This window comes from Mucilaginibacter sp. L196 (assembly GCF_009765905.1).
In the GTDB taxonomy this organism is placed as follows: domain Bacteria; phylum Bacteroidota; class Bacteroidia; order Sphingobacteriales; family Sphingobacteriaceae; genus Mucilaginibacter.
This window is the reverse complement of the sequence record NZ_LMUO01000009.1, coordinates 532,820-554,303: the sequence shown is the minus strand read 5'-3', so window position 1 is coordinate 554,303 and position 21,484 is coordinate 532,820. Positions and strand designations below refer to the sequence as shown.

At 38.1% G+C, this 21,484-nt stretch carries 14 protein-coding genes; 6 read left to right on the top strand and 8 right to left on the bottom strand.

Features of this window, described 5'->3' with window-relative positions; all coding sequences use genetic code 11:
* Nucleotides 1-82: 82 nt before the first annotated feature.
* From GSQ74_RS06030 to GSQ74_RS06010, 5 genes are read right to left on the bottom strand one after another with little or no spacing between them, the layout of a single operon-like run.
* Complete coding sequence (locus GSQ74_RS06030; RefSeq protein WP_158991071.1) at nt 83-2,557, bottom strand: ATP-dependent Clp protease ATP-binding subunit; 2,475 nt, start codon at nt 2,555-2,557, stop codon at nt 83-85.
* Between the two features lies 1 nt (nt 2,558).
* On the bottom strand, nt 2,559-4,958 hold the full coding sequence (tssR, locus tag GSQ74_RS06025; RefSeq protein WP_254060820.1) for a type VI secretion system protein TssR domain-containing protein: 2,400 nt from the start codon (nt 4,956-4,958) through the stop codon (nt 2,559-2,561).
* A 7-nt stretch (nt 4,959-4,965) separates the two neighbouring features.
* Nucleotides 4,966-5,928, bottom strand: coding sequence for a PKD domain-containing protein (locus GSQ74_RS06020; protein ID WP_158991067.1), 963 nt, complete (start codon nt 5,926-5,928; stop codon nt 4,966-4,968).
* A gap of 41 nt (nt 5,929-5,969) precedes the next feature.
* Nucleotides 5,970-6,458, bottom strand: a complete 489-nt coding sequence (locus GSQ74_RS06015) for a type VI secretion system transmembrane protein TssO (protein WP_158991065.1) — start codon at nt 6,456-6,458, stop codon at nt 5,970-5,972.
* 6 nt (nt 6,459-6,464) lie between these two features.
* The gene (locus tag GSQ74_RS06010) at nt 6,465-6,983 is read right to left on the bottom strand and encodes a type VI secretion system TssO (RefSeq protein ID WP_158991063.1); all 519 of its coding nucleotides are present in this window, start codon (nt 6,981-6,983) and stop codon (nt 6,465-6,467) included.
* Nucleotides 6,984-7,196: 213 nt separating this feature from the next.
* On the opposite strand from GSQ74_RS06010, the gene GSQ74_RS06005 reads away from it, so the two are divergent.
* A complete protein-coding gene (locus GSQ74_RS06005) occupies nt 7,197-7,631 on the top strand; it encodes a GPW/gp25 family protein (protein WP_158991061.1) in 435 nt (144 codons plus the stop codon).
* A 17-nt stretch (nt 7,632-7,648) separates the two neighbouring features.
* Nucleotides 7,649-9,502: a type VI secretion system baseplate subunit TssF gene (locus GSQ74_RS06000; protein ID WP_158991059.1), complete on the top strand. Its 1,854-nt coding sequence runs from the start codon at nt 7,649-7,651 to the stop codon at nt 9,500-9,502.
* On the opposite strand, the gene GSQ74_RS05995 is transcribed toward GSQ74_RS06000, so the two are convergent.
* A complete protein-coding gene (locus GSQ74_RS05995) occupies nt 9,503-10,438 on the bottom strand; it encodes a type VI secretion system baseplate subunit TssG (protein WP_158991057.1) in 936 nt (311 codons plus the stop codon). It lies immediately after the preceding gene.
* A gap of 112 nt (nt 10,439-10,550) precedes the next feature.
* On the opposite strand from GSQ74_RS05995, the gene GSQ74_RS05990 reads away from it, so the two are divergent.
* The 3 genes from GSQ74_RS05990 to GSQ74_RS05980 all read left to right on the top strand — a co-directional run bounded on the left by GSQ74_RS05990 (nt 10,551) and on the right by GSQ74_RS05980 (nt 13,674).
* Nucleotides 10,551-11,444, top strand: a complete 894-nt coding sequence (locus GSQ74_RS05990; RefSeq protein WP_158991055.1) for a TssN family type VI secretion system protein — start codon at nt 10,551-10,553, stop codon at nt 11,442-11,444.
* Between the two features lie 20 nt (nt 11,445-11,464).
* Complete coding sequence (locus GSQ74_RS05985; protein WP_158991053.1) at nt 11,465-12,604, top strand: hypothetical protein; 1,140 nt, start codon at nt 11,465-11,467, stop codon at nt 12,602-12,604.
* Between the two features lie 194 nt (nt 12,605-12,798).
* Complete coding sequence (locus GSQ74_RS05980; RefSeq protein ID WP_158991051.1) at nt 12,799-13,674, top strand: AraC family transcriptional regulator; 876 nt, start codon at nt 12,799-12,801, stop codon at nt 13,672-13,674.
* 24 nt (nt 13,675-13,698) lie between these two features.
* Here GSQ74_RS05980 and GSQ74_RS05975 read toward each other — a convergent pair whose 3' ends face one another.
* Entirely contained in the window at nt 13,699-16,575 is a 2,877-nt protein-coding gene (locus GSQ74_RS05975) for a glycosyl hydrolase 115 family protein (RefSeq protein WP_158991049.1), read from the bottom strand.
* Between the two features lie 13 nt (nt 16,576-16,588).
* On the bottom strand, nt 16,589-17,677 hold the full coding sequence (locus GSQ74_RS05970; RefSeq protein ID WP_158991047.1) for an endo-1,4-beta-xylanase: 1,089 nt from the start codon (nt 17,675-17,677) through the stop codon (nt 16,589-16,591).
* Nucleotides 17,678-18,369: 692 nt separating this feature from the next.
* On the opposite strand from GSQ74_RS05970, the gene GSQ74_RS05965 reads away from it, so the two are divergent.
* Nucleotides 18,370-21,480, top strand: coding sequence for a TonB-dependent receptor (locus tag GSQ74_RS05965; protein WP_158991045.1), 3,111 nt, complete (start codon nt 18,370-18,372; stop codon nt 21,478-21,480).
* Nucleotides 21,481-21,484 lie beyond the last annotated feature (4 nt).

Sequence of the window (21,484 nt, the reverse complement as noted above, 5' to 3'; positions counted from 1 at the left end):
ATATAAAATGGATAAGTTTGGAGTTTATATTAATAATGTAATTAATTGAAAATTGTTTTAGTTACTCTGTTTCAGTTAAAAATTAACTAATCACCCACAACAATTCCTCACTATTTTCTTTAATGTTAACAGCTATTGTATTACCTTTTTTTAATTCGCCAGATATAATGTAACGTGAAATGGGGCGTCGTAATTTATTTCGTATTACACCGGCTAATTGCCTCGCACCATATTTTGGTGTAAACCCGCCTAAAGCTAGCATGCTTTTAACTTCGGGGGATATGTTGAACCCGATACCCATCCTATCAAGCGCCTGTACCAGGCTCGTTAATTGTATCTCAAATATTCTGACTACATTTTGTTCAGATATTGGTGCAAATGGTACAATCTCCGAAAGGCGGGCTAAAAACTCAGGTCTGAAATTTTTGCCCATTACTTCCATTAATTGACTTGATGTAGGCATTGAGCCAGCTTGTATTTGCCCTGCAATCCATTCACTGCCAATGTTTGATGTAAATAATATAAGCGAATTGGAGAAATCGCCTTCTTTTCCCAATCTGTCATGTATTTGCCCTTCATCCAAAATTTGCAAAAAGATATCAAACACAGATGGGTGCGCTTTTTCTATCTCATCAAATAATACTACAGAATAAGGCTGCTGCCTGATTTTATTAACTAAAAGGCCGCCTTCTTCATAGCCCACATAGCCCGGAGGCGCGCCGTATAATAAAGCTGCCGAATGCTCTTCTTTAAACTCCGACATATCAAACCTTATCATGGCTTTTTCATCGTTAAATAAAAACTCTGCAATTGATTTGGCCAGTTCAGTTTTACCAGTACCTGTCGGACCCAACAAGAAAAATGAACCTATCGGCTGCCCTTTTTTATTTAGACCACTCCTTGATTCAAGTATGGCATCTGATACCGCTTTTAGCGCCTGATCCTGGCCTACAACTCGTTTTTTCAAAAAACCTTCCATGTTCAAAAGCCTTTCTTTTTCGTGCGCTTGTATTTTACCTAAAGGGATGCCGGTTTTATAGGAAATAATTGCTGCGATATCAAATTTGTCAATTACTTCTGTTTTGCTTTTGGCCAGCGTTTCCAGGCTTAATAAATTTCGTTCAAAATAGCTGATGTACTCCTGCGCGGCCTCAAAGCTGTCAACTTGTGTTTCATCTTCAAGCCTGCCTAATAATACTGCGCTAATTTTATTCCGCAATAATGTATATAACCACTTGTATGATGTTATAGTATCTGCATCATCTTCTGCAGCTTTGATCACATCAAATTCAGACCTCAGCTCCACCAGGGATGCATCGGTTGTATCATTCATTAAGCGGATAGCAGCCATTGTACGGTCCAGCAAGTCAAACGCGGCATCAGGCAGGCGCTTATCTTTAAGATACCTTTGCGCTAACCGCACACATTCTTCGGCAGCGTTGTCATCAACTTTTAAATTATGATGCTCCTCATACCGCGGAATCAACCTTTTAAGCATTTTAATTGCGGAAGCGGTATCGGGCTCATTCACCTGTAATACTTCAAACCTTCGGCTAAAAGCCTGGTCAGGTTCAATAATTTTACGATACTCATCAATGGTGGTTGCGCCAATAACTGTTATTTCGCCACGAGCGAGTTCAGGTTTTAAAAGGTTACCTACCCCCCCGCCAATCGGTCCCTTATTATCCAGGAGGGTGTGTATCTCATCAATAAATAATATAGCCTTATCAAACTGCTTTATTTCACGGAGAATATTTTTAAGCCGGTCTTCAATTTCGCCTTTATAGGATGCGCCAGCTATTAATGAACCTAGATCTAACTCAAATAATTGTACATTTTTTAATGAGTCGGGTACCTGTCCGTTTATAATATCAAGGGCAAATCCATCAACTAAGGCGGTTTTACCAACCCCGGCATCACCCGTAATCATAACATTGGGTTTGGTGCGCCGGCTAAGTATTTCCATTACCATACGTGTTTCACGTTCCCGCCCTATAATAGGGTCTAACTTACCTTCACGGGCAAGCTCCACACGATCTATGCAGTATTTTAATAATGCGCCTGTTTGTTTGGCTGTTCCATTAACCCCATCTACCGCAGGAGGTAATATCGCTTGTTGTAATTCCTCTTCCTGCAAATACACATCAAGCAATTCTTTTTCCTTAACCGGGAAAGATTTAAGCTGGTTTACATCAAAACCAACATTAGGTTTCACCAGGGCCACTAAAACACAAACCGGAGTAATAAGGTCCTGCCCTAATTTTATCCGTACATTATCAGCTTCCTCAAAAACTAATCTTACCTGGCTATTGCCCAGCATTTCGTCAGGAACAGTAATTGATGGTTGATAGTCTTCAATGCGCACATCAGCCCAATCACTAACATAAGTGGCATCCTTACCTATCGCGAGTAACAAGTTTTTTAGGCCCACTTCCTGGTACATCAGTCCTTTTAAAAGATGCGCCGGGCCAAACTCCTTATGATGATACTCTTTTGCTAAGGACTTTGCTACACGTACCGCCGTTTTAACCGCCTCACTTAAATTTACTACTTCCATCTTATTTCAGGTTATCCTGAGTTATATAAACAAATGTTTTTCCGTTTGATGTAAAGTATTGATTAACCATAACAGCATGCTTAATCCGCTCATTGCTATGTAGCAAAAAGCTGATATAGGTTTCAAATGCTTGTTGTGGCATAGAATCGGTGTGCTTAATATCAATTACCTTATGATTTGCAAAATCCTTCCCATCCGGTAAAGGCAACCCTGTAACCTTTTTAAAATATGCGCCCAGGGTCATATTCTTAATATCGCTGCGTGATGCCTTTTTCTGGTTTAAATTCTTTCGAATAATATTCAAATAGTTTTTAAACAATTTACTGCGATAATCAGACGCGTCCTGCTGCAGGTTTTCTCCAATCATTAATGACAGTATATCACTAAGCTGTTTGTACTCCTGCTCGTTTAAAATAAGTAGGTATTGCAACCGGCCGGGATGTGCACTTACAATGTTTGCAGGTACTTCGGCGCTTATATAATATTTAAAAGCGTTATGCGGCATATTGTTTCCCAACTCACTTGATGCCGGGTTCAATTGCAAACTCACCACCTGTTGCACATACCGGTTTTCGCGGCCGGTAAGTCTGAAAGCGCTATCCAAACCACGTATTTGTGTATGTATATCAGCATCTGTTTCATGCATAAACCTATCAATCGACAACCGCATATCCTGGTTTGATTTTATCACTCCCTTTGGCGGAAAAACAACCGCGCCTTGTATCAGGCTATTTTTAGGATAATCCAGGTAAAATGAAACGGAATCTGTAAGTGAAGTACTAAATTGCTGAACATTAGATAATCCTTCGCCTGTTATCATGCGCTGTTTTTTTCGATCCGCAAGTTTTATAGCTGCCTGCGAAACCATTTGCCTGGCCTGTATTACAAAATCATTATATATTGAATTGTAATCGCTGTATAACTGTATAGCCAGCATGCGTGCATCAGCACGTGCTATATTATCAGTAATCGCGGCAATGTCTTCTGTGGTGTAATCAGGCGTAGTAGTTGTGCCTATTAATACAACTAAATTGGTTTCATTATCATGCCCTCTGAACATATTTAAGCCGGCATTTATACCATCAAGTACGGGCTGAGGTGCGATATTTGTTGAGCAGCCAGCGGTTAATGCTGATTGTTTATCCAGATATTGCACCAAGTTACGGTAATCTGTTGTAAAAGGCATACCTTGTATCTCACCTGCGGTACAATCAGATGGGTTACGATATACCACTGCGCTATATTTTAACTGATTACCTTTGTTGTGCGTGGTAAAGGATTCTTCAAATGATTGTATCGCACTTGTAAGTCCTGAAAAATAGTTATGCATCGTGCTGCCGCCATCAATTACAAATACAACATTAATATGATGTATGTTTCTACGGATCTTTAAGTAATCAACGTATTTAAGGTGGCCGCCTTTAATGTTGATAATAGTGTTATTGGTTTTATCATAAACATCTGTAGCCAGGCCAATTTTTAAATTTCCGGAGGCGGAAGTGTCGGAACCACCTGATATTACAGGCAAACTACGCAGCAATGGTTCATCATAACCAATTAACGGATCATATACAAAAGCTCCTGAAGAGCCATTGTCAGTATGTATTGCCTGGTTTATAATTGCCGCGGTAGAATCATCAGATTCAGCACTGCCTTGTTTTTCAGAACCAATATATAAACGATCCCCCCAGTTATGAATAGCATCCGCAGCTACCCAGCCGTATACGCTCTTTGCAGCACTATCCGCAATGAGCTGATTGTCTGACCCAACTAATAACTTGTTGCCGTCATCAGATTTTTTATAAACGTAAACTATGTTATTTAAGGCAATTTTGCTTTTTTTATGATCCAGATCGGGCGATGTATACACATACATCGAGTCTGTTTTATCATAATAAAAGTCAGGTATCGTTAACGGATTTTTGCCGTTGATTATAGCAATATATTTTGCAGGGTAACCGCGTTGGCCAACAAAGGATGACTGCCAAAGCAATACTTTTGATTTACTTATCCATCCGTAGCTTTGGCTGGCCTTTCTGTTAACAAGTTTGCGACCCTGCACCATACCCTGCTCATATTTTATTAGTTTGATATAGCCATTGTTTTCTTCGCTTACATAAAACGGCTCCATAAAATGGATTTTCTTCATAACCAACATTCCGCCGGGCGATGTATAGGTGTAGTTTTCGTCGCGATCTGAAAAAACCACCCAGGGTAAGGATGTTTTTTTCTCTTCATCGTAACTGTTTGTATGTTCATTAGGTTTTTCAAATGCAGCAGGCAGGGTTACCACCTTTTTGCTTACAGAAACAGGTGATTGGGCGTTTACAACAAAACCTATGCATAATAGAGATATGGTTAATATATTTTTCATAATGGCTTTTGCAGATAATTGAATCATGATAATATTATTGTTGGGCCTTTTTTGTAGCCGGGTTTGAAATTGACGAATGTTGTTTCACATCAAGCATGCTTGAGCAATTTGATTTTGGTTTTAAGGTCACCTGCGCCTGATCAATACTAACGCCGCCACCAAATGTGAGCCTCATGCAATACGAATAAAGATCCGTTTGCTTGCTTTCGCCGTTGGTTTCCAGGTTCACAGCAACTTTTTCATCGCCGCAAAAGTACTTGTTAACCAGGTAGTAGTAATTGGCGTTAAAATCGGCCCCATTGGCAATGGCCTGAAGATGCGCCCGGATGTCATCAATTTCCTTGCGTTCACCTTCTCCGGGAGTTACGATCTGGTTTACAGTAGAATCGGGATTGGTAACATACATTTTGTGGTATATTGGCCTGCTGCTTTTATCGGTACTAAGCCTAATAATGTATATACCAGGATTATGATAAGTATAAAGCGCGGTAGGTCCTTTGATATCTACCCTGCCAGTCTCGCCGAATGACCATTCGTAAATTCTGGCATTGCCTTGCGCATCAAGCCTAACCTGTTCATTAACCAATGCCTGGGTAGGGCCGTTTATAGTTACCAAAGTATCAACTACGGTTGCAACAGTATCCTTTACATTTACCGGAAATTGCTGTTGCAGGTTCCCATCAACAGTAACCCTTATAATATAATCCCCGGCCTTGTTAAAACGGTAACTACCGTTTTGCTGGGTGGATTTATCGCCATTGCCAAACTCCCATAACCATTTTTTCGCACTAGCGGTGTTATCGGAATAAACAAGGTTCTCGTTCAGGAAAATTTCGTCTTTTAATATTCTGGCATTAACTACTCTTTTTTCAAACAGGGAACTTTTTAGTAAAATGATTAGCCCTGCTATTAACAGTATGCCCAACACTATATATAAAAAAATAAAGGTTTGCCTGTTGGTGTTAACAGATCGGCCATTGTTGTAGTCTTCTTTCATTGGATTTAAGGTTATTTTTTATTGTTGCTGAAATATTGTAATTAATGATTTACACCTAAGCTTTGTTGGAGTTGCCTGGTAGATAATTTACATTCATCAAGCAGTTTCGTCATCCTTGCGATGTCATTACCGTTGCCGGCTAACTCGCGTTTATCGTAAAATAGATTTTCGTATAGTTTTGATGCATATAAAAAAGATTGGTAGCGGCTATCATAAGGCCGACGGTAATAGTAAGATTTTATGGCTCCTATTGAACCTTTGATATCATTTTCAAGAAATAGAGCCTCTACATTCGGATTGAATTTTTCAATCTTGGCATATGTTGTATCGGCTGTAGGTAATGCTTCGGCAACTAAGGTTTCAAATTCTTCTTCTTCATTAACTTTTCTTGAAAATTCAGTTTTTGAAACGGTTACTTCATCTCCATAATTATAAAATATGGCTGTGCATAATATAGCCGAGGTAATCAAAAACATTCCTAAAAAAAATAGGAATTTCTCTCTTTTTTCTTTTAAGCTAAACTTTATCATAGATTGTTAATGTGCAAAGGGGCCGCTAAGTTTATGCATTGCTGCTAGATTTATTTTGTTGCATGACTCTAATTGCGACCGCAGGCTCTCAATTTGGTAGCGTGTGGTAAATAGCGAATCCTTAATTGTAGCGATGATTACAACATTGTTGCTGAGTTTTTTATACAATTCAAAGCTTTTTAATGGATATGGATTGTTTTGTAATTTTTCCTGGATGAGCTGGTTATCAGTTTGAATATCATTTAAAAGGATGGTTTGATTGTTCAACTCATCTGAATTCATTTTTGAATATTCTGATAGTTGCTGCATCTTTAGTAGAATGACCTGGAAGTTTTTATTTATATCGTTACGAACGGTAACCAGCTGGTCTGTTTCTTTAACCTTAGCATTTAACAGGACTACTTCTTTATCAGAAGTAGAAAAGAAAAACAGAATTGTTAGGATGCTAAAAATTAACAGTATAACAAAATACAGTAAGAATATTAAATAAGAGTGGTTCAGATCCTTAATATTTACAGGCTTCATTTAATTATTGTTTAGGCGTAAACCCCAACCACACGTTAAATAAGTATTTATTTAAAATAAGTATTTTTATTTAACCAATAAGAAATTATAGACGCCTTTACAACGTTTATAGCTAATTATTAAACCTTTGCAACATTACTACAACTATTTTGAAGAAAAATTGTTTAACAAAAAAATACAAAATTTCACATAGCACTTAATAATTGGAGTTTTATGCCTACTCACTTATATTCAAAACCTTTAAATTTTTCGAACATTGGCAAAGGGCATGACCTGGAAACTCAAGACCTGGGCGCGTCAATTTCTCAATATATTGAACTGATAATATTTACAAGATATGGTGAGCATAGATATAATCCACAGTTTGGCTGCGAGATTTGGGATATGGATTTTGAGCTGATACGTAGTGAAAGTATATGGGAGGAAAAGCTTCGACAATCATTAATTACCTCAGTAATGAATTTTGAAAAAAGGATATATGATGTTAATGTTGATGTCCATATCAGTGAGATTAACAAATTCTATCCTTTAAGGAACGTAAGTGAAATTAAAAAACGGGTGGAAATTGTTATTAAGGGAAAATTAAACAAAACTGGCGAAACCTATGTTTTTTCTACCGCATTGTTTCTTAGCCCTTTATCTTCATAATTATTTTAGTACTAAATATGAATAACTTATTTTCTAATTCAAAAGAAGAGATTAAAAGCAGGATGCTTAAGCATGCTATGGACTTTTGGGGTACTCTTAATGTTAACGATATTGACCCAATGGTTAAGCTGTTGGTTGAAGCACTTAGCACAGAATTATTCAATCTGTCAAACGATGTAAAAAACCTTGAAAACAGGGTTTTAAATAAAATATCGCGCATACTTGCTTCCGATTATCTTACAGCCCCACTGCCCGCGCACGCTATTTTAAAGGGCACCCCGGTTGAGATAACAGAAACACTGAATGTAAAAAATCACTTTTATTACCGTAAGAATATTACACCTGATACTGCTAAAACACCGGATGAACCCATTGATATTTTTTTTACCCCAGCTGGAGAGAATAAAGTTTTTAATGCCGAGATTAAGTATACATTAATTGAACGGCAGCTTTTTGAACACACTTCGCCCACATTAAAAAATCAAATTAATACTATTGCCCCCGATGTAATGATTGAGAACAATACCTTGTGGGTGGGTATTGAAACTTCGCCAAAACTTAACTCGCTTAAAGATGCAGGGATTTATTTTGAATGGCCGGGCTACACTACCAACAATAATTTTTACAACCTTTTACAGGTGGCTAAATATTATTTAGACGAACGAGAAATAGAAATAACGCAGGGCCTGGTATACCAGGAAGATAACAGCCTTTTAAACAAACCTATATTTTACGATCAGGATATTATAAATCTTATCACCCGTGATATTAAGGCTTATTACCACAACCGTTTTATTTCATTAACTGATGATATATTCGAAAACCTGTCGGATTTTAGAAAAAATCACCCCGATCAATTTCTAACCTTGTTTAACCCCGCCGATATTGGAAAGCTGAAGCCTTGTGTTTGGATAAAAATTGTTTTTCCGGCGATGATCTCTATTGACGTCATCCGCGAGCTGCAGTTAAGTTTAAATTGTTTCCCTGTAATTAGCCGAAAATTGCACGATCAGAAATTCAGAATCAAGGAATTAAATAATATTATTCCTATTAAGCCTGCCGTTCAAGACAGTTTCTTATCTGTATATAAGTTGCATGATGATTTGAATATGAGCTATAACGAAATACCTTATAGCCAGGCCGGACAAAATTTTGAAGGTAGTTATTCGATAAGAAATGGTGGAGCCGAACGATTCGACTCACGTAACGCGCAACAAATAATTGAATACCTGTTTGAATTACTACGCGATGAAAAGGCAGCATTCGCTGCTTTTGGTAATGATTTTTTAACCAGTACCTTAAAAACACTTGAGCAAAATATCGCCCTTATTGAAAAAAAATCAAACCTGACAAAGCATAACCATGAGTTGATAAACTATCTGATCTTAAAACCCCAAAACAAAGCAAGCATGTTATACTTGCAGTTTTGGACCACACTCTCAAATACTGCCAATAATGTACGAAAGGGATCGAGGTTACAACAATTTGAAATGGTAAAATTAAAAGCAGATAGCTTACGCCTGGTTACCACTTCTGTTGGTGGCAGAAACAGCCTTGGAGCTACAGAACGTATACAGGCTTACAAGTATGGGATGACCACTAAGGACAGGATTGTTACCAAAGCCGACCTGGTTAGTTTTTGCCAATATGAGTTGGGGGCAAAATTGAAAAGTATCCGGATAAGCAAAGGTGTTACCATCTCGCCCGACCCCAAGGAGGGTTTTAGAAAAACTACCGACATTTATTTTAAACCCGATACCGACAATAAACTTTCTGTGAGCGAATGGGATACTTTATTAGGGCTTTTGGAAACAAAATTACAGGCTAGAAGCATAATTAATGCCAACTATCGCTTATTTATTGAGTCGTAATTAGTTGCCCAGGAAAGTTGTATAACCCAGTATTGCGTTTGCCTGTTTACTGCCAATCACTAATTTTCGTGAATCTGTATTTGAAATCAGGTTTAGTTCTGTACCCATTTGCATAGGTATAAAATAAGATAATAAAACATCAATTGCAGTAACTGCATTGCTTCCCGGTAAAAAGCTCACCATTTCGGCTGCGCTAACAGGCCCTATATTTACCTGCAAACTCTCTTCAGCCTCAGCTAAATTCCCTGCAATAAAGTTCACCCCTAATATTTTGCCTCCCGCCGGGATATCCGTTTTAGTTTTATTCGATTTTTCTTTAGCATAACTAATTTTATAAGTGAGTTCTACAGGTATTTTAAACATCATACTTAAAACTTTGCTTACAAAATCAATGTTATTTCTTTGTTCATGTATTATCGGTAATACATGTATTAAGATGAGCATTTGCTTATTAGTAAAACATGCAAATTCGCTCCATTCCTTTAAAAATATGTTTATCAACTCGTCATATTCATTCTTTTTATCAATCCTGTTTTCGTAAAGTTCAATTGTGGTTTTTAAATAATTAATTTCAGCTTCAAAGGGGGCAAAAAAGCGCCTGGCCTGCTTTTCTTCGGCCCGTCTTTCTTTAATATCCCTTATCATGTCCTCTTCAGTAATCATTACACTTGAAGCCGGCCCTTTATGGAATAAACCTTCGGGAAGCATATCATATATGCCGTCGCGGTTTACATTTATATAAGTGATAAGACTATCGTTGCTATCCGATTGTTTTACAGTAATACCTGCAATTTCCTTGTCATAAGCACGTTTTTGAGGGCCAACGGGCAATACTAATAACTCGTTAATCGCAACCGAATCATTTTCAATTAATTCCGCAGCAATTGTTACTGCTTTAAAGTCTGTATCAATTTTGTTAGGACTTTTATTCTTCATATTCGTGTAAATTGCTTGCCATAATAAAACAATAACCCTAATTATTCGTAATTGATTATGATATATCAAAATATATTTTGAACACTACCAAAACCGAACTTACTTTTGACTCATGGACGTAAAATCGTTTTTTATACGTTATCTAATTTTTCCTATAATTTTTGTTATTGCCACAGCAATAATGAGCATTATTAATAAGAAGAATAAACTTTTAAGCAATGCCCGCCTTATAGTTATTGTACTTTTAACAGCCATAACATTAGGCATACCCGGGCTATTGGGGTTTTTAGACATCCAGTTTATGCCCTGGGGGTATCTGTTTTGCCAGTTCATATACCTTATTTTAGGTATAGTGTATGTTTGGCTGGCCGGTAAATATTACGAGAATGAGCTTATTAATAAAAAAGCGATGTTCTTGTTTTGCAGTTTGATCTCCTGTTTACTCGGGTTTTATCTATTTAAACTCGGGTTTGATTGGTTAAACAACCTTAAATATGGGTTATGGGCAGCCAGTAGTATGTTTATATTTTTATTGCCGATGTTTTTTTGGTGGGCCTACGTTGCATTTTTAAGCATACCCGTTGAAATATATAAAGTGTGGCAATACCCCACTATTGCAGAGGATATAAGCATGGAACATTTAGACTTTGACAAGCTTTTAGTATTGGAAATAGACCTTTACAAAAACACCAAGGATAGCGAACCTTTAAAGGTTAAAGCCAAGGCGCCTGCTAATATGAACTTTGGCTTATGGGTACAAAAGTTTATTGATGATTATAACCTAAAATTCCCTAATTCGCCGATACAGTATAAAATTGATGATATTGAAAATTATCAGTGGATATTTTACATAAAATCTTCCTTTTTTAAACAAAGGCAATTTATTGACCCGGATTTAAGTATCGAGGAGAATAATATTATTGAGGCAAACACTATATATGCTAAACGTGTTTCTGAAATTGTGAGCGAACCCGAATACTCCGCCGACCATGCCGTATATTTATAAAACATTGCTAATTTAATGATATGCTTAATCCATTAAAACATAAACCGGTAAACTGGATTGATGGGATGAAAATTTCCAGTGACCATTTTATCAACACAGATAATTTCATACAGGATATTGTAAGGGATGGAAATTCGCTGCAATTAAATAATAATAATTTCGGCTTGCTTCCACCTGCTTATAATGAAACGACTTCGCTTGATATACAAATTACCGAAAGGGCATCAAGTTATGTTGAAGTGAAGATAAACAAATGCAATGCTATTACAGCAGAAGGGTTAAGGATAGATATTAGCCAGGCGGAACAGGCTATCACATTTAACCATTATTTTACCCAGGATACCGCTATAGAAAATTCAGAAACCTATTACGTATTATTAACTGTTAACCCGTTTGAACGTGTTACATCAGGCATGCCTGACCCCGAAGAAACACCAATAAGGCACCCTAATGTTGATAAGCACTACCAAATAACCATATCCCCTGCTTCGCAGATCAATAATAAGAACTCACAGTTCATGGAAGTGGACAAGTTTATACGTAACGGCGCTTCTCTACAAACTGATATTAACTATATCCCGCCTTGTACGGCAATCGTAAGTCACCCCGAACTTATTAAATATTATGAAGATTTTAGTAATCAACTAAACAACCTTCAATTGCTATCATTCCGTATTATCGACAAAATCACCTCTAAGGATTCTGTTTCAACTATCGGAAAAAACGTAAAGGTATTATGCGAAAAATTGCTCGATTATATAGCAAGGATATACTTCTCTTACAGAAATATTGTTTACCAGCAACCGCCAATACATCTTGTTGGCTGTTTTTCAGAAATGGCTCATATATTTTTTAGCGCTGTAAAAAGTATTCCGGGAGCCGAACGTGAGGAATTACTAAAGTATTTTTATGAATGGAAAGACGTAACACCAGGGAATTTTGAAGAACTTTTAGCCCGGTTAATTGAAATAGTTTACAACCATCATGATATACGTTCATCAATGCTTACTGTTGAAGAATTTTTAAGAGTAATTAATGCGTTATGGAACAAGTTAAGCTCATTGGAATATATTGGCCAGCGGAAGGAAAATATTGTTGTGGCGGAGCAGCAAGTAATTCAAACTGTACAGGCCAAAAGAACCTGGACTTTGTTAGATTAGTTATTTCAAAGTCAGATGAGGTACTGGCAACTAGCCTTTAATCGAAAGATTAGAGGCTTTTTTGCGTTCAGGACATATTGAAAGTTTAACGCTTTTAGTTGATCATTAAGCGATATTGGATAAAAACGGTTAAATTATTGATTCGGAAGGCTTTTTAGTTCATTTTTGTTTATATTGGATCGCCAATATTCCTCATGAAACCGCAATTATTAAAAATATCGAAAGACCAGGTCAATTCCTTTTCCGCACGTAAGGACGTTATGCCCGATATAAATAATCGTTGGCATTATCATCCAGAGGTGGAATTGATCTATTTTAAAAATGGTAGTGGTACACAGTTTATTGGGGATAGTATTAGTCCTTTCCTGACAGGAGATGTTGTATTAGTGGGCGCTAATCTTCCCCATTTCTGGCAATTCGACAATAGTTATTTTAGCGGGCAGGAGGATATATCTGCAGATATTAATGTTATTCATTTTAATGAAAGTTTTTTGGGGGAGTCATTTCTTGCCTTACCAGAAAATCAAGTCATCAAAACTTTACTTGAAAAATCAAAACATGGCATACAGATAAGACAAACATCTGGCACAAGCATTGGCGGTTTGATAGAAAGCATCATTAATACCGATGGACCGCGCAGGATTATGTTATTATTAGAAATATTAACATCCATCTATGAATGCCAGGAGTATAATTTACTGTCTTCACTTGGTTTTCGGAATGATTTTAATGCGTCGGAGAAGGATCGTATAAATACAATTTATAATTATTTGATTGAAAACTTCAAAAAAGAAATATCGTTAAAGGAAATAGCTGCCGTTGGTAATATCAGCCCAAATTCCTTTTGTAAATTCTTTAAATCGCGCAGCCGGAAAACCTATACGCAATTTGTAAGAGAGATACGAATTGGACATGCCTGTAAGCTACTGATTGACAATAATTTAAATATAAAAGAGATTTGTTATGAATCTGGCTTTAATAATTTTTCAAGTTTCCATAAGCACTTCAAAATTATCAAGGGAAAAACTCCTTTGGAATACCAAAAGAACTTTCTAAAAGAAAATAAATAACACCATAATCATCTTACTAAAAGATTAATGATAATAACTCTCCGGCGGACCAAGGTATGAGGGGCGCTCAGTACCTGAATCAATCACTATCTTTTGCAAAACAACCGCGGGATTAACCATCCAGTATTTCAAAACATGCGCTCCGCTTTTGGTGATATGGAATTTAGATTCCATAATCTTTATATTATCACTAACGTCTTTGCTCCACGCTTTTGTTGATTCATCGGCATTAATGTTAATTATTTGCGGTTTTTCATTATCTATGGATATGGCAAAATGCAGCCCGTTTGAATTTGTAAAGTCGAGCGTTGGCGATATATAGGTTTTCACGCTCACCCATCCTGTATCAACCATATTAACAACATACTCCAAATGCGGACTGTTACCACCCGGCACCTGAGCTTTTGCCGTAACAGGCGCAGGCATTACACCCGATAATGTGCGGCCATAATCAGGGATTACTTCCCATTTAATATTAGCAGAGTTGACAGCTTTATTATAATGCGCCGCTTCAATGCTTACATAACCATTATTTTCATTAAAGCCGGTGCCATTCAATAGCAGCACATTATTGACGATTGCATGAATAATGATCTTACTATTATCCAACCCGCTAATAGTGATGGGCACATCTGTAACACCTTTAGGTGCTTTTGCCCAGTTTACATTTATCCATATACGTTGCTGTAGGCTAACACTTCCTTTTTGCGGTGCGATAGTAATGTATGGCGATGAACTTGTCGCTGTAAAATTAAAATCGCCTTGTCCCCGATTGAATACTTCGATGTAATGACCTTCACAGCCGGGATAAAATCCGGGCAAAATGGCTTTGGATTGTTGCTGCGGCCACCACAATTCAGAACCTTCAATAGCTATCCCCATTTGAGGCTGGGCGGAAAGCTGAATATTTTGCACCGCAGGCATTTTATTAGCCCGGGGCTCTTGCCAGTAGGTATAGCCAATATGTGTCTGATCCATCATATGATCCCACTTACCATTCGCCATTATTTTATCATAATAATGCGATATGGCAGAATCCTTTTTAAACAACTCTTTTACATCAGTCGCCATTAAATTGGTTGCGGCCCTACCCTGCGCGGCGTATAATTTATTCTTTGCGGCATCAAAATACAACTCATTTAGATTGGCACATGCCTCAACGGGATGAAGCACTAACTGATAATAAGCATCCTTATATTGTTGCGGCAAGGCATTATATAATCGCCTCGCCTTTACTTCCAATTGATTATAATCATTTACCACTCGCTCAAATTCACGGTAATTAGTTAAACTATAGGTATTTTGATCAAGTTGTTCAGGCTTGCGCCGGCCATTATACTTGGTATATGTCGTTAAAATATCTGCAATCTCAGCAGCGTGAGTATTTCCAAATTGCTGGGCTGCCCATTGGCGGGTATATTCATCAAGTCGGCTTGCAGGCCATTTATCCGGCGACCATGCATAATCTAAAAAGAAACTAATAGGGAATTCCATCGGCTTCAAATCGCCCACATTTACTATCCACACTTGCTTGGCATCATACTCGTAAGCAAGATGCATTTGCTCCCATGTTTTACTAATGGGGTTTGTATTTAACCATTTATAATTACGCGGATCGCCAACATAATCAAAATGATAATAAATGCCATAACCACCTTTTCGGGCAGGTTCATTTAACTTGGGTAGCTTACGAATGTTGCCCCAGTTGTCGTCGCAAAGCAATAAAGTCACATCATCGGGCACACGCATACCCTTATCATAATAATCCTGAACCTCTTTATACAGGGCCCACATTTGTGGCGTTTGCGAAGCATCTTTATGGGTTACATCAGCAATTATCGAGCGTTGATCAGCTACAATTTTTTCCAGCAGGCTGATGTTACTACCATCAGTCATCGGTTTATCGCCATCGCCGCGCATGCCAACAGTTACTATGGTTTCCTTGTTATCCATATGTTCTATGCCTTTTCGCCAGAAACTACGCAAGGTATCAGCATTAGTTTCATAATTCCACGGGCCTGAGCCATATCGTTTCCATTCCTGTTGCGCCCTGTCCATTGGTTCATGGTGCGACGTTCCCATCACAACCCCATATTCATCAGCCAGCATCGGGTCAAGTTTATCATCGTCATTAAAAGCATTCCCCCACATAGCTGGCCACAAGTAATTGCCTTTTAACCGTAGAATGAGTTCAAACATTTTAGTGTACACCAAATGATTAACACCACCGAATTTTTCCTTAGCCCAGCCCGAGAATGACGGTGCCTCATCATTAATAAAAATACCGCGATACTTTACCGCAGGCCCGCCATCCACGTATCTTCCGGGAATCACATACAAATTTTGCTGTTGTTTTACCGGCACATCGGCCCACCAATACCATGGCGACACGCCTATTTGTGTCGAAAGATCATATATCCCATAAATTGTACCCCGTTTATCGCTGCCCACAATTACAAGTGCCTGCTTAACTCCCGGGAAAGGATTGTTTATCACTTGCGTGATATGTGCCTCCCACTTGCCCTTAATGTTACTGACGTTCAGCTTTTTTTCGCTAACAAGTCGATCGATCAATTCATTTTTACCCAGAGTACCGATGAGTATGAGATTTTTTGTTTGAGCGATATTCCCCGTTAACAATAAAGCTGAATCAGTAGTAACTTTCCTGATATCCGCTTGCAGACTTTTCGAAGCGATCATCACGCCGGGATAATCGGTATCGGCAGTATATATGGGTACAACTTTACCTTTTACCGCTAACGGAAAATACCCTCTACCATTATTTGAAGATATATAAGCTTTATCGCCCGGCGCCTGGGCAAAAACCATACGGGGTGTTATTAATAAACCTAATGTTGCCACAAGCAGGCAGAAAGAAACTTTTATATTACTGCGATTCATATATAGTTGTATATTATTGTTTAAAGTCGACAACACTCCAATAAGCTTTCTTACGCTGTAGTTGCTGATCGAATAATAACGGATAGTTTTTGCGGCCCGCAACCGGGTAATCATCAAGCCATGTACGTTTGTCGGATATATTCCAAAAAGTAACACCCGATATTACATTTTTATACTCTCTGAAAATTTTAAATACCTCCGCGTATCTTTCATCTTGCTTTTTCTCCAGTTCAGGTGTATATGCATCTTTCTCTCCCGGCCTTAAAGCTCTTTTGTTTTTTTCCCATGGGTAGATAGATATATCCAGTTCGGTAACTTGCACCTTTAAACCCAATGATGAAAATTTCTTTATCGTAGCGATCAGATCCTGTTGCGATGGTTCATCTATTGACCAATGCGCCTGGATGCCCACCCCGTTTATAGGCACCCCGGCATCAACCAGTTTTTTCAATAAACGATAAACACGCTCCCGCTTTTCCGTTCGCTCGGTGTTATAGTCGTTGTAAAATAAAACAGCTTTAGGGTCGGCCTCGTGCGCGTATTCAAATGCCTTGGCAATAAAATCCTCCCCGCATATCTGGTACCATAACGAGTTACGTAAAAACTTGGTACTGTCATCGTCAATGGCTTCGTTTACTACATCCCAGGCATATATTTTTCCTTTATACCTATTAACTACTGTAGTAATATGATCTTTCAATCTTTTCAACAAAACATCTTTAGTAACCAGTTTACCGTCTGTGCCTTTAAATAACCAGGGCGGTGTTTGTTCATGCCAGCAAAGGTTATGCCCCCTTACCCGTAAACCGTTTGTCTGTGCAAACGCCACAATGGCATCGGCATCTTTCCAGTAATACCTGTTTTCTTCAGGATGTATAGGCCCCATCTTCATGGCATTTTCAGGTGTAAGGCTATTAAACTCATGTAATATAAGGTTAGCTTCCGCGGTATCCTTAATATCATGCGCCGAAACCGCTACACCAATAGGGAAATAGTTTTTATAATAATCTTTCAAGCCCTGGGCCGACTTTGATTGCGCCTTTAGCTGGATCACACTGCATAACTGCAGTATTAAAAGAAAACATAATTGTTTCTTTAACATATTAATGCTTAAATAAATTGACAACAAGCGGTGTTATAATGGCAGCTAAAATCGAACAACGCGATTTCAGCAATCGATTACAAATATATGAGAATATTTTTTGAAATATTTTGATTAAATTGATATGTAGCAGTGATTTTACTATTCTACCAGATCAACAAAATCGCTAATATTTGCTCAAACTATCTACAAATTATTTATATTTTATAAAAATGTAGCTATTCCACCAATAGCTATAAATACAATATTATCAAACATTTGTACACTTTTTTAAAAAATAAGACATCAAAACATTGCTATAAATAAAAAATATGTAAACCACTAAATAGGTTAAAATGTTTTTTTGGAAAAAAGTAAAAAATCATTGCAATCGATTGCATTTTTAATTTTTTGTTTCTACTTTTATTCCAAGTTAATAACCAATTATAACTTCAATAAACTGCCCAATAAATTAATTACCTGGCCGTACTGGTGCTTGCCAATACTTTCGGACGATTTTTTTTGAGTGCAAAAAACTTACAATCAATTTATAACCCATAAAACCAATCAAACTTAAATGAAAAATCATGATGAAAATTCAACTTAACTACCTGCCTGTATTTCTATCGGGCCAAAATAGCTTATCAAACTAGCATAAGCTAACCATTGCAATAACATCAATTAAACAAACCATTACACCAATTAATTAAATTATGGAAATACTTAAACCTATTAAATATTGGAAAACCATGCTTTTACTATTGAGCATAAGCATACTTTCCGTATCGGCTTTCGCGCAAAGCTCAACCGTTACCGGTAGAGTGCTTGATGAAAAAGGCGAACCGATTCCTGGCGCGACCGTAAAATTAAAGTCGCATGAGGGTGCTACATCAACCGATATAAAGGGCAAATTCAGTATAAATGTGCCTGAAAACGAAAATACAATTGTTATATCTTTTGTTGGATACAACAAACAAGAAGTGCATGTAACTGCAAAAAGCATCAACATTAGAATCGCACTTACGGTAAATAACAATAACTTAAACGAAGTTGTGGTAGTGGGCTACGGCACGCAACGCAAGCGGGATGTTACCGGTGCAATTTCAACCATTAGCGAAGAATCCTTAGCGGTGGTACCGTCTGATAACGTTGTTGACCAATTAAAGGGCCGCATGGCCGGTGTTGATATTGTGAGTAACAGCACCCAACCGGGCGCCAGCAATCAGATCAGGATTAGAGGTAACCGTTCATTAGGTGCATCACAATCACAAAATGATTCTCAAAATCAACCTTTAATCATTTTGGATGGTGTGCCATTTGTTGGCGGCTCTATTAACGATTTAAACCCGGATGACATTGCCAGTCTTGATGTTTTAAAGGATGCATCGGCAACCGCGATCTACGGATCAAGAGCATCGGGAGGTGTAATTTTAATCACCACCAAAAGAGGAAAAGCAGGAAAAGCGGTAACTACGTATAACGCTACTTATGGTATCAGCCACATTACCAGCGAATATCCTGTATTCAATGGCACAGAATATGCTGCGTTTAAAGCAGAGGCATCCGCTGGTAATACAGTTAATCCAAATACATCTGCTTATGCACCTACCACCGCCGAGCTGGCAGGACTTGCTAACGGAACAAATACCAACTGGCAAAACCTTATCTTTAGGCCTGGATATACAACCGACCAATTATTGGGAATTTCCGGAGGATCGGAAGATACACAATATGGCATAAGTGCCGGTTACCACAAGGATCAGGGTACGGTTTATGGTCAGGACTTTGAAAGATATACCTTACGAACCACCATCGACCACAAAATAAATAGTCGTTTAAGAGTGGGATTAAATAGCCTTGAGAACGTAACTACCACTAATGGCGGAGATTTATATCCTTTGTATAACACTATCAGCCTTAGCCCGCTTACTTCACCATACAATGCAGATGGATCTATAAACTTATTGCCTCTAACCGGATCAATTGATCAAGCCAAAGTTAACCCTTTAACTATACGTAACCCCGCCATACAGGATTTGAGCAGAAGGTTGAATACCTTTAATAGTCTTTATGGCGAAGTTAACATCCTTAATGGTTTAAAATACCGCGCTAACGTTGGTTTAACATACGGCCAAACACAGGGAAATCAATATACCCCCGTAAGTAATTTTTATAATACCGCGACTGCTACTTCGCAAACAAGCGAACAAGTAGCTAATTCACAGAATTATACCTACTTGGTTGAAAACTTATTGACCTATGATAAGACTTATGGTAAAAACCATTTAACATTAACAGGCTTATACAGTATTGAGAAAGATCATAACGATGGATCGACTTTTAATGGTGTTGGTTTACCTGCAGATTATATCCAAAGCTATAACCTTGGCCTTGCGAATTCAGTAAGCGCAACCAACGGAACATATTCCGAAAAAGGGTTGATCTCTTATATGGCCCGTGCAAATTATTCATTTGATGATAAATACCTGTTAACAGCCACTGTTAGGCGCGATGGCTCATCTGTACTTTCTGCAGGTCACCAATATTTAACCTACCCGGCTTTCGCTTTTGGCTGGAATGCTGACAGAGAGGAATTCCTGAAAGATGTTTCATGGGTATCAAACTTAAAGTTAAGAGCAGGTTATGGCGTAACTTCTAACCAATCGGTAGCCCCTTACTCAACTTTGGGTACATTAACCAATAATGCCTACAATTTTGGCCCGACTGGTTATAATGGCTATCTGGTTACCAGCTTACCTGATAATTTAAAATTTGAAACGACACAAAACTACAACCTTGGTTTAGATTTCGGGCTCCTGCACAACCGGATAAGCGGTAGTATTGATGTGTATGATCAAAGAACTAACAACATTTTACAAACCATCAGCTTACCGCCAAGTAACGGGGCCGGGTCAACCTTAATTAATGCGGGTAAAACCAAAGGAACAGGTTTAGAAATAAGCTTAAGCAGCATTAACGTTAAAACAGCAAGCGGCTTTACCTGGAATACTGATTTTAACATCAGTTTTTATCGTGATGCGATTGTTGCTTTACACAATGGTTTACAGCAAGACCCTTTGAATGGATGGTTTGTTGGGCAACCATTTGACGTTATTTACGATTATAAAAAAATAGGCATCTGGCAAACAAGCCAAGCCACAGAGGCAGCAAAGTATGGCGAAAAACCGGGTCAGATTGAAGTTGAGGATGTAAACCATGATGGTGTAATAAATGCAAGTGACAGGCAGATAATAGGAACCTATCAACCAAAATTTGAAAGTGGCATAACTAACCGTTTCTCCTACATGGGTATTGATGTTACATTTGTAGCATTCGCACGCATAGGTCAAATGGTAGCAGTACCTTATTTAGGCAGCGATAGCGGCGCATCAGGTTATCCGTTTTTCAACACCGGCCGTGTTAACCAAATTAAGGTTGATTACTGGACACCAACCAACCCAACCAATGCATTCCCTCGTCCGGATGCAAGCGGCACGTTCCCTTATGCGTCAACACTTCAATATCGCGATGGTTCATTCATCAAAATGCGTAGCATCAACTTAGGTTATACCATTCCTTCCAATGCGCTTAAGAACTCAGGGATCTCTTCTATAAGGGTATTTGCAACCTGCTCTAATCCATTTATTATCTGGTCTCCGCTTACAAAGAGTGGTTTAGGTATTGATCCGGAAGGAAACGGTTACGGTGGCACACTTACAGGTGCATCCGGTTATTCTTCTAACGCACTTGGCCGGGCCGTTACTGTTGGTTTAAATGACCCGCTAACCCGTGCATTCCTGTTGGGCGTAAACGTAAAGTTTTAAATTT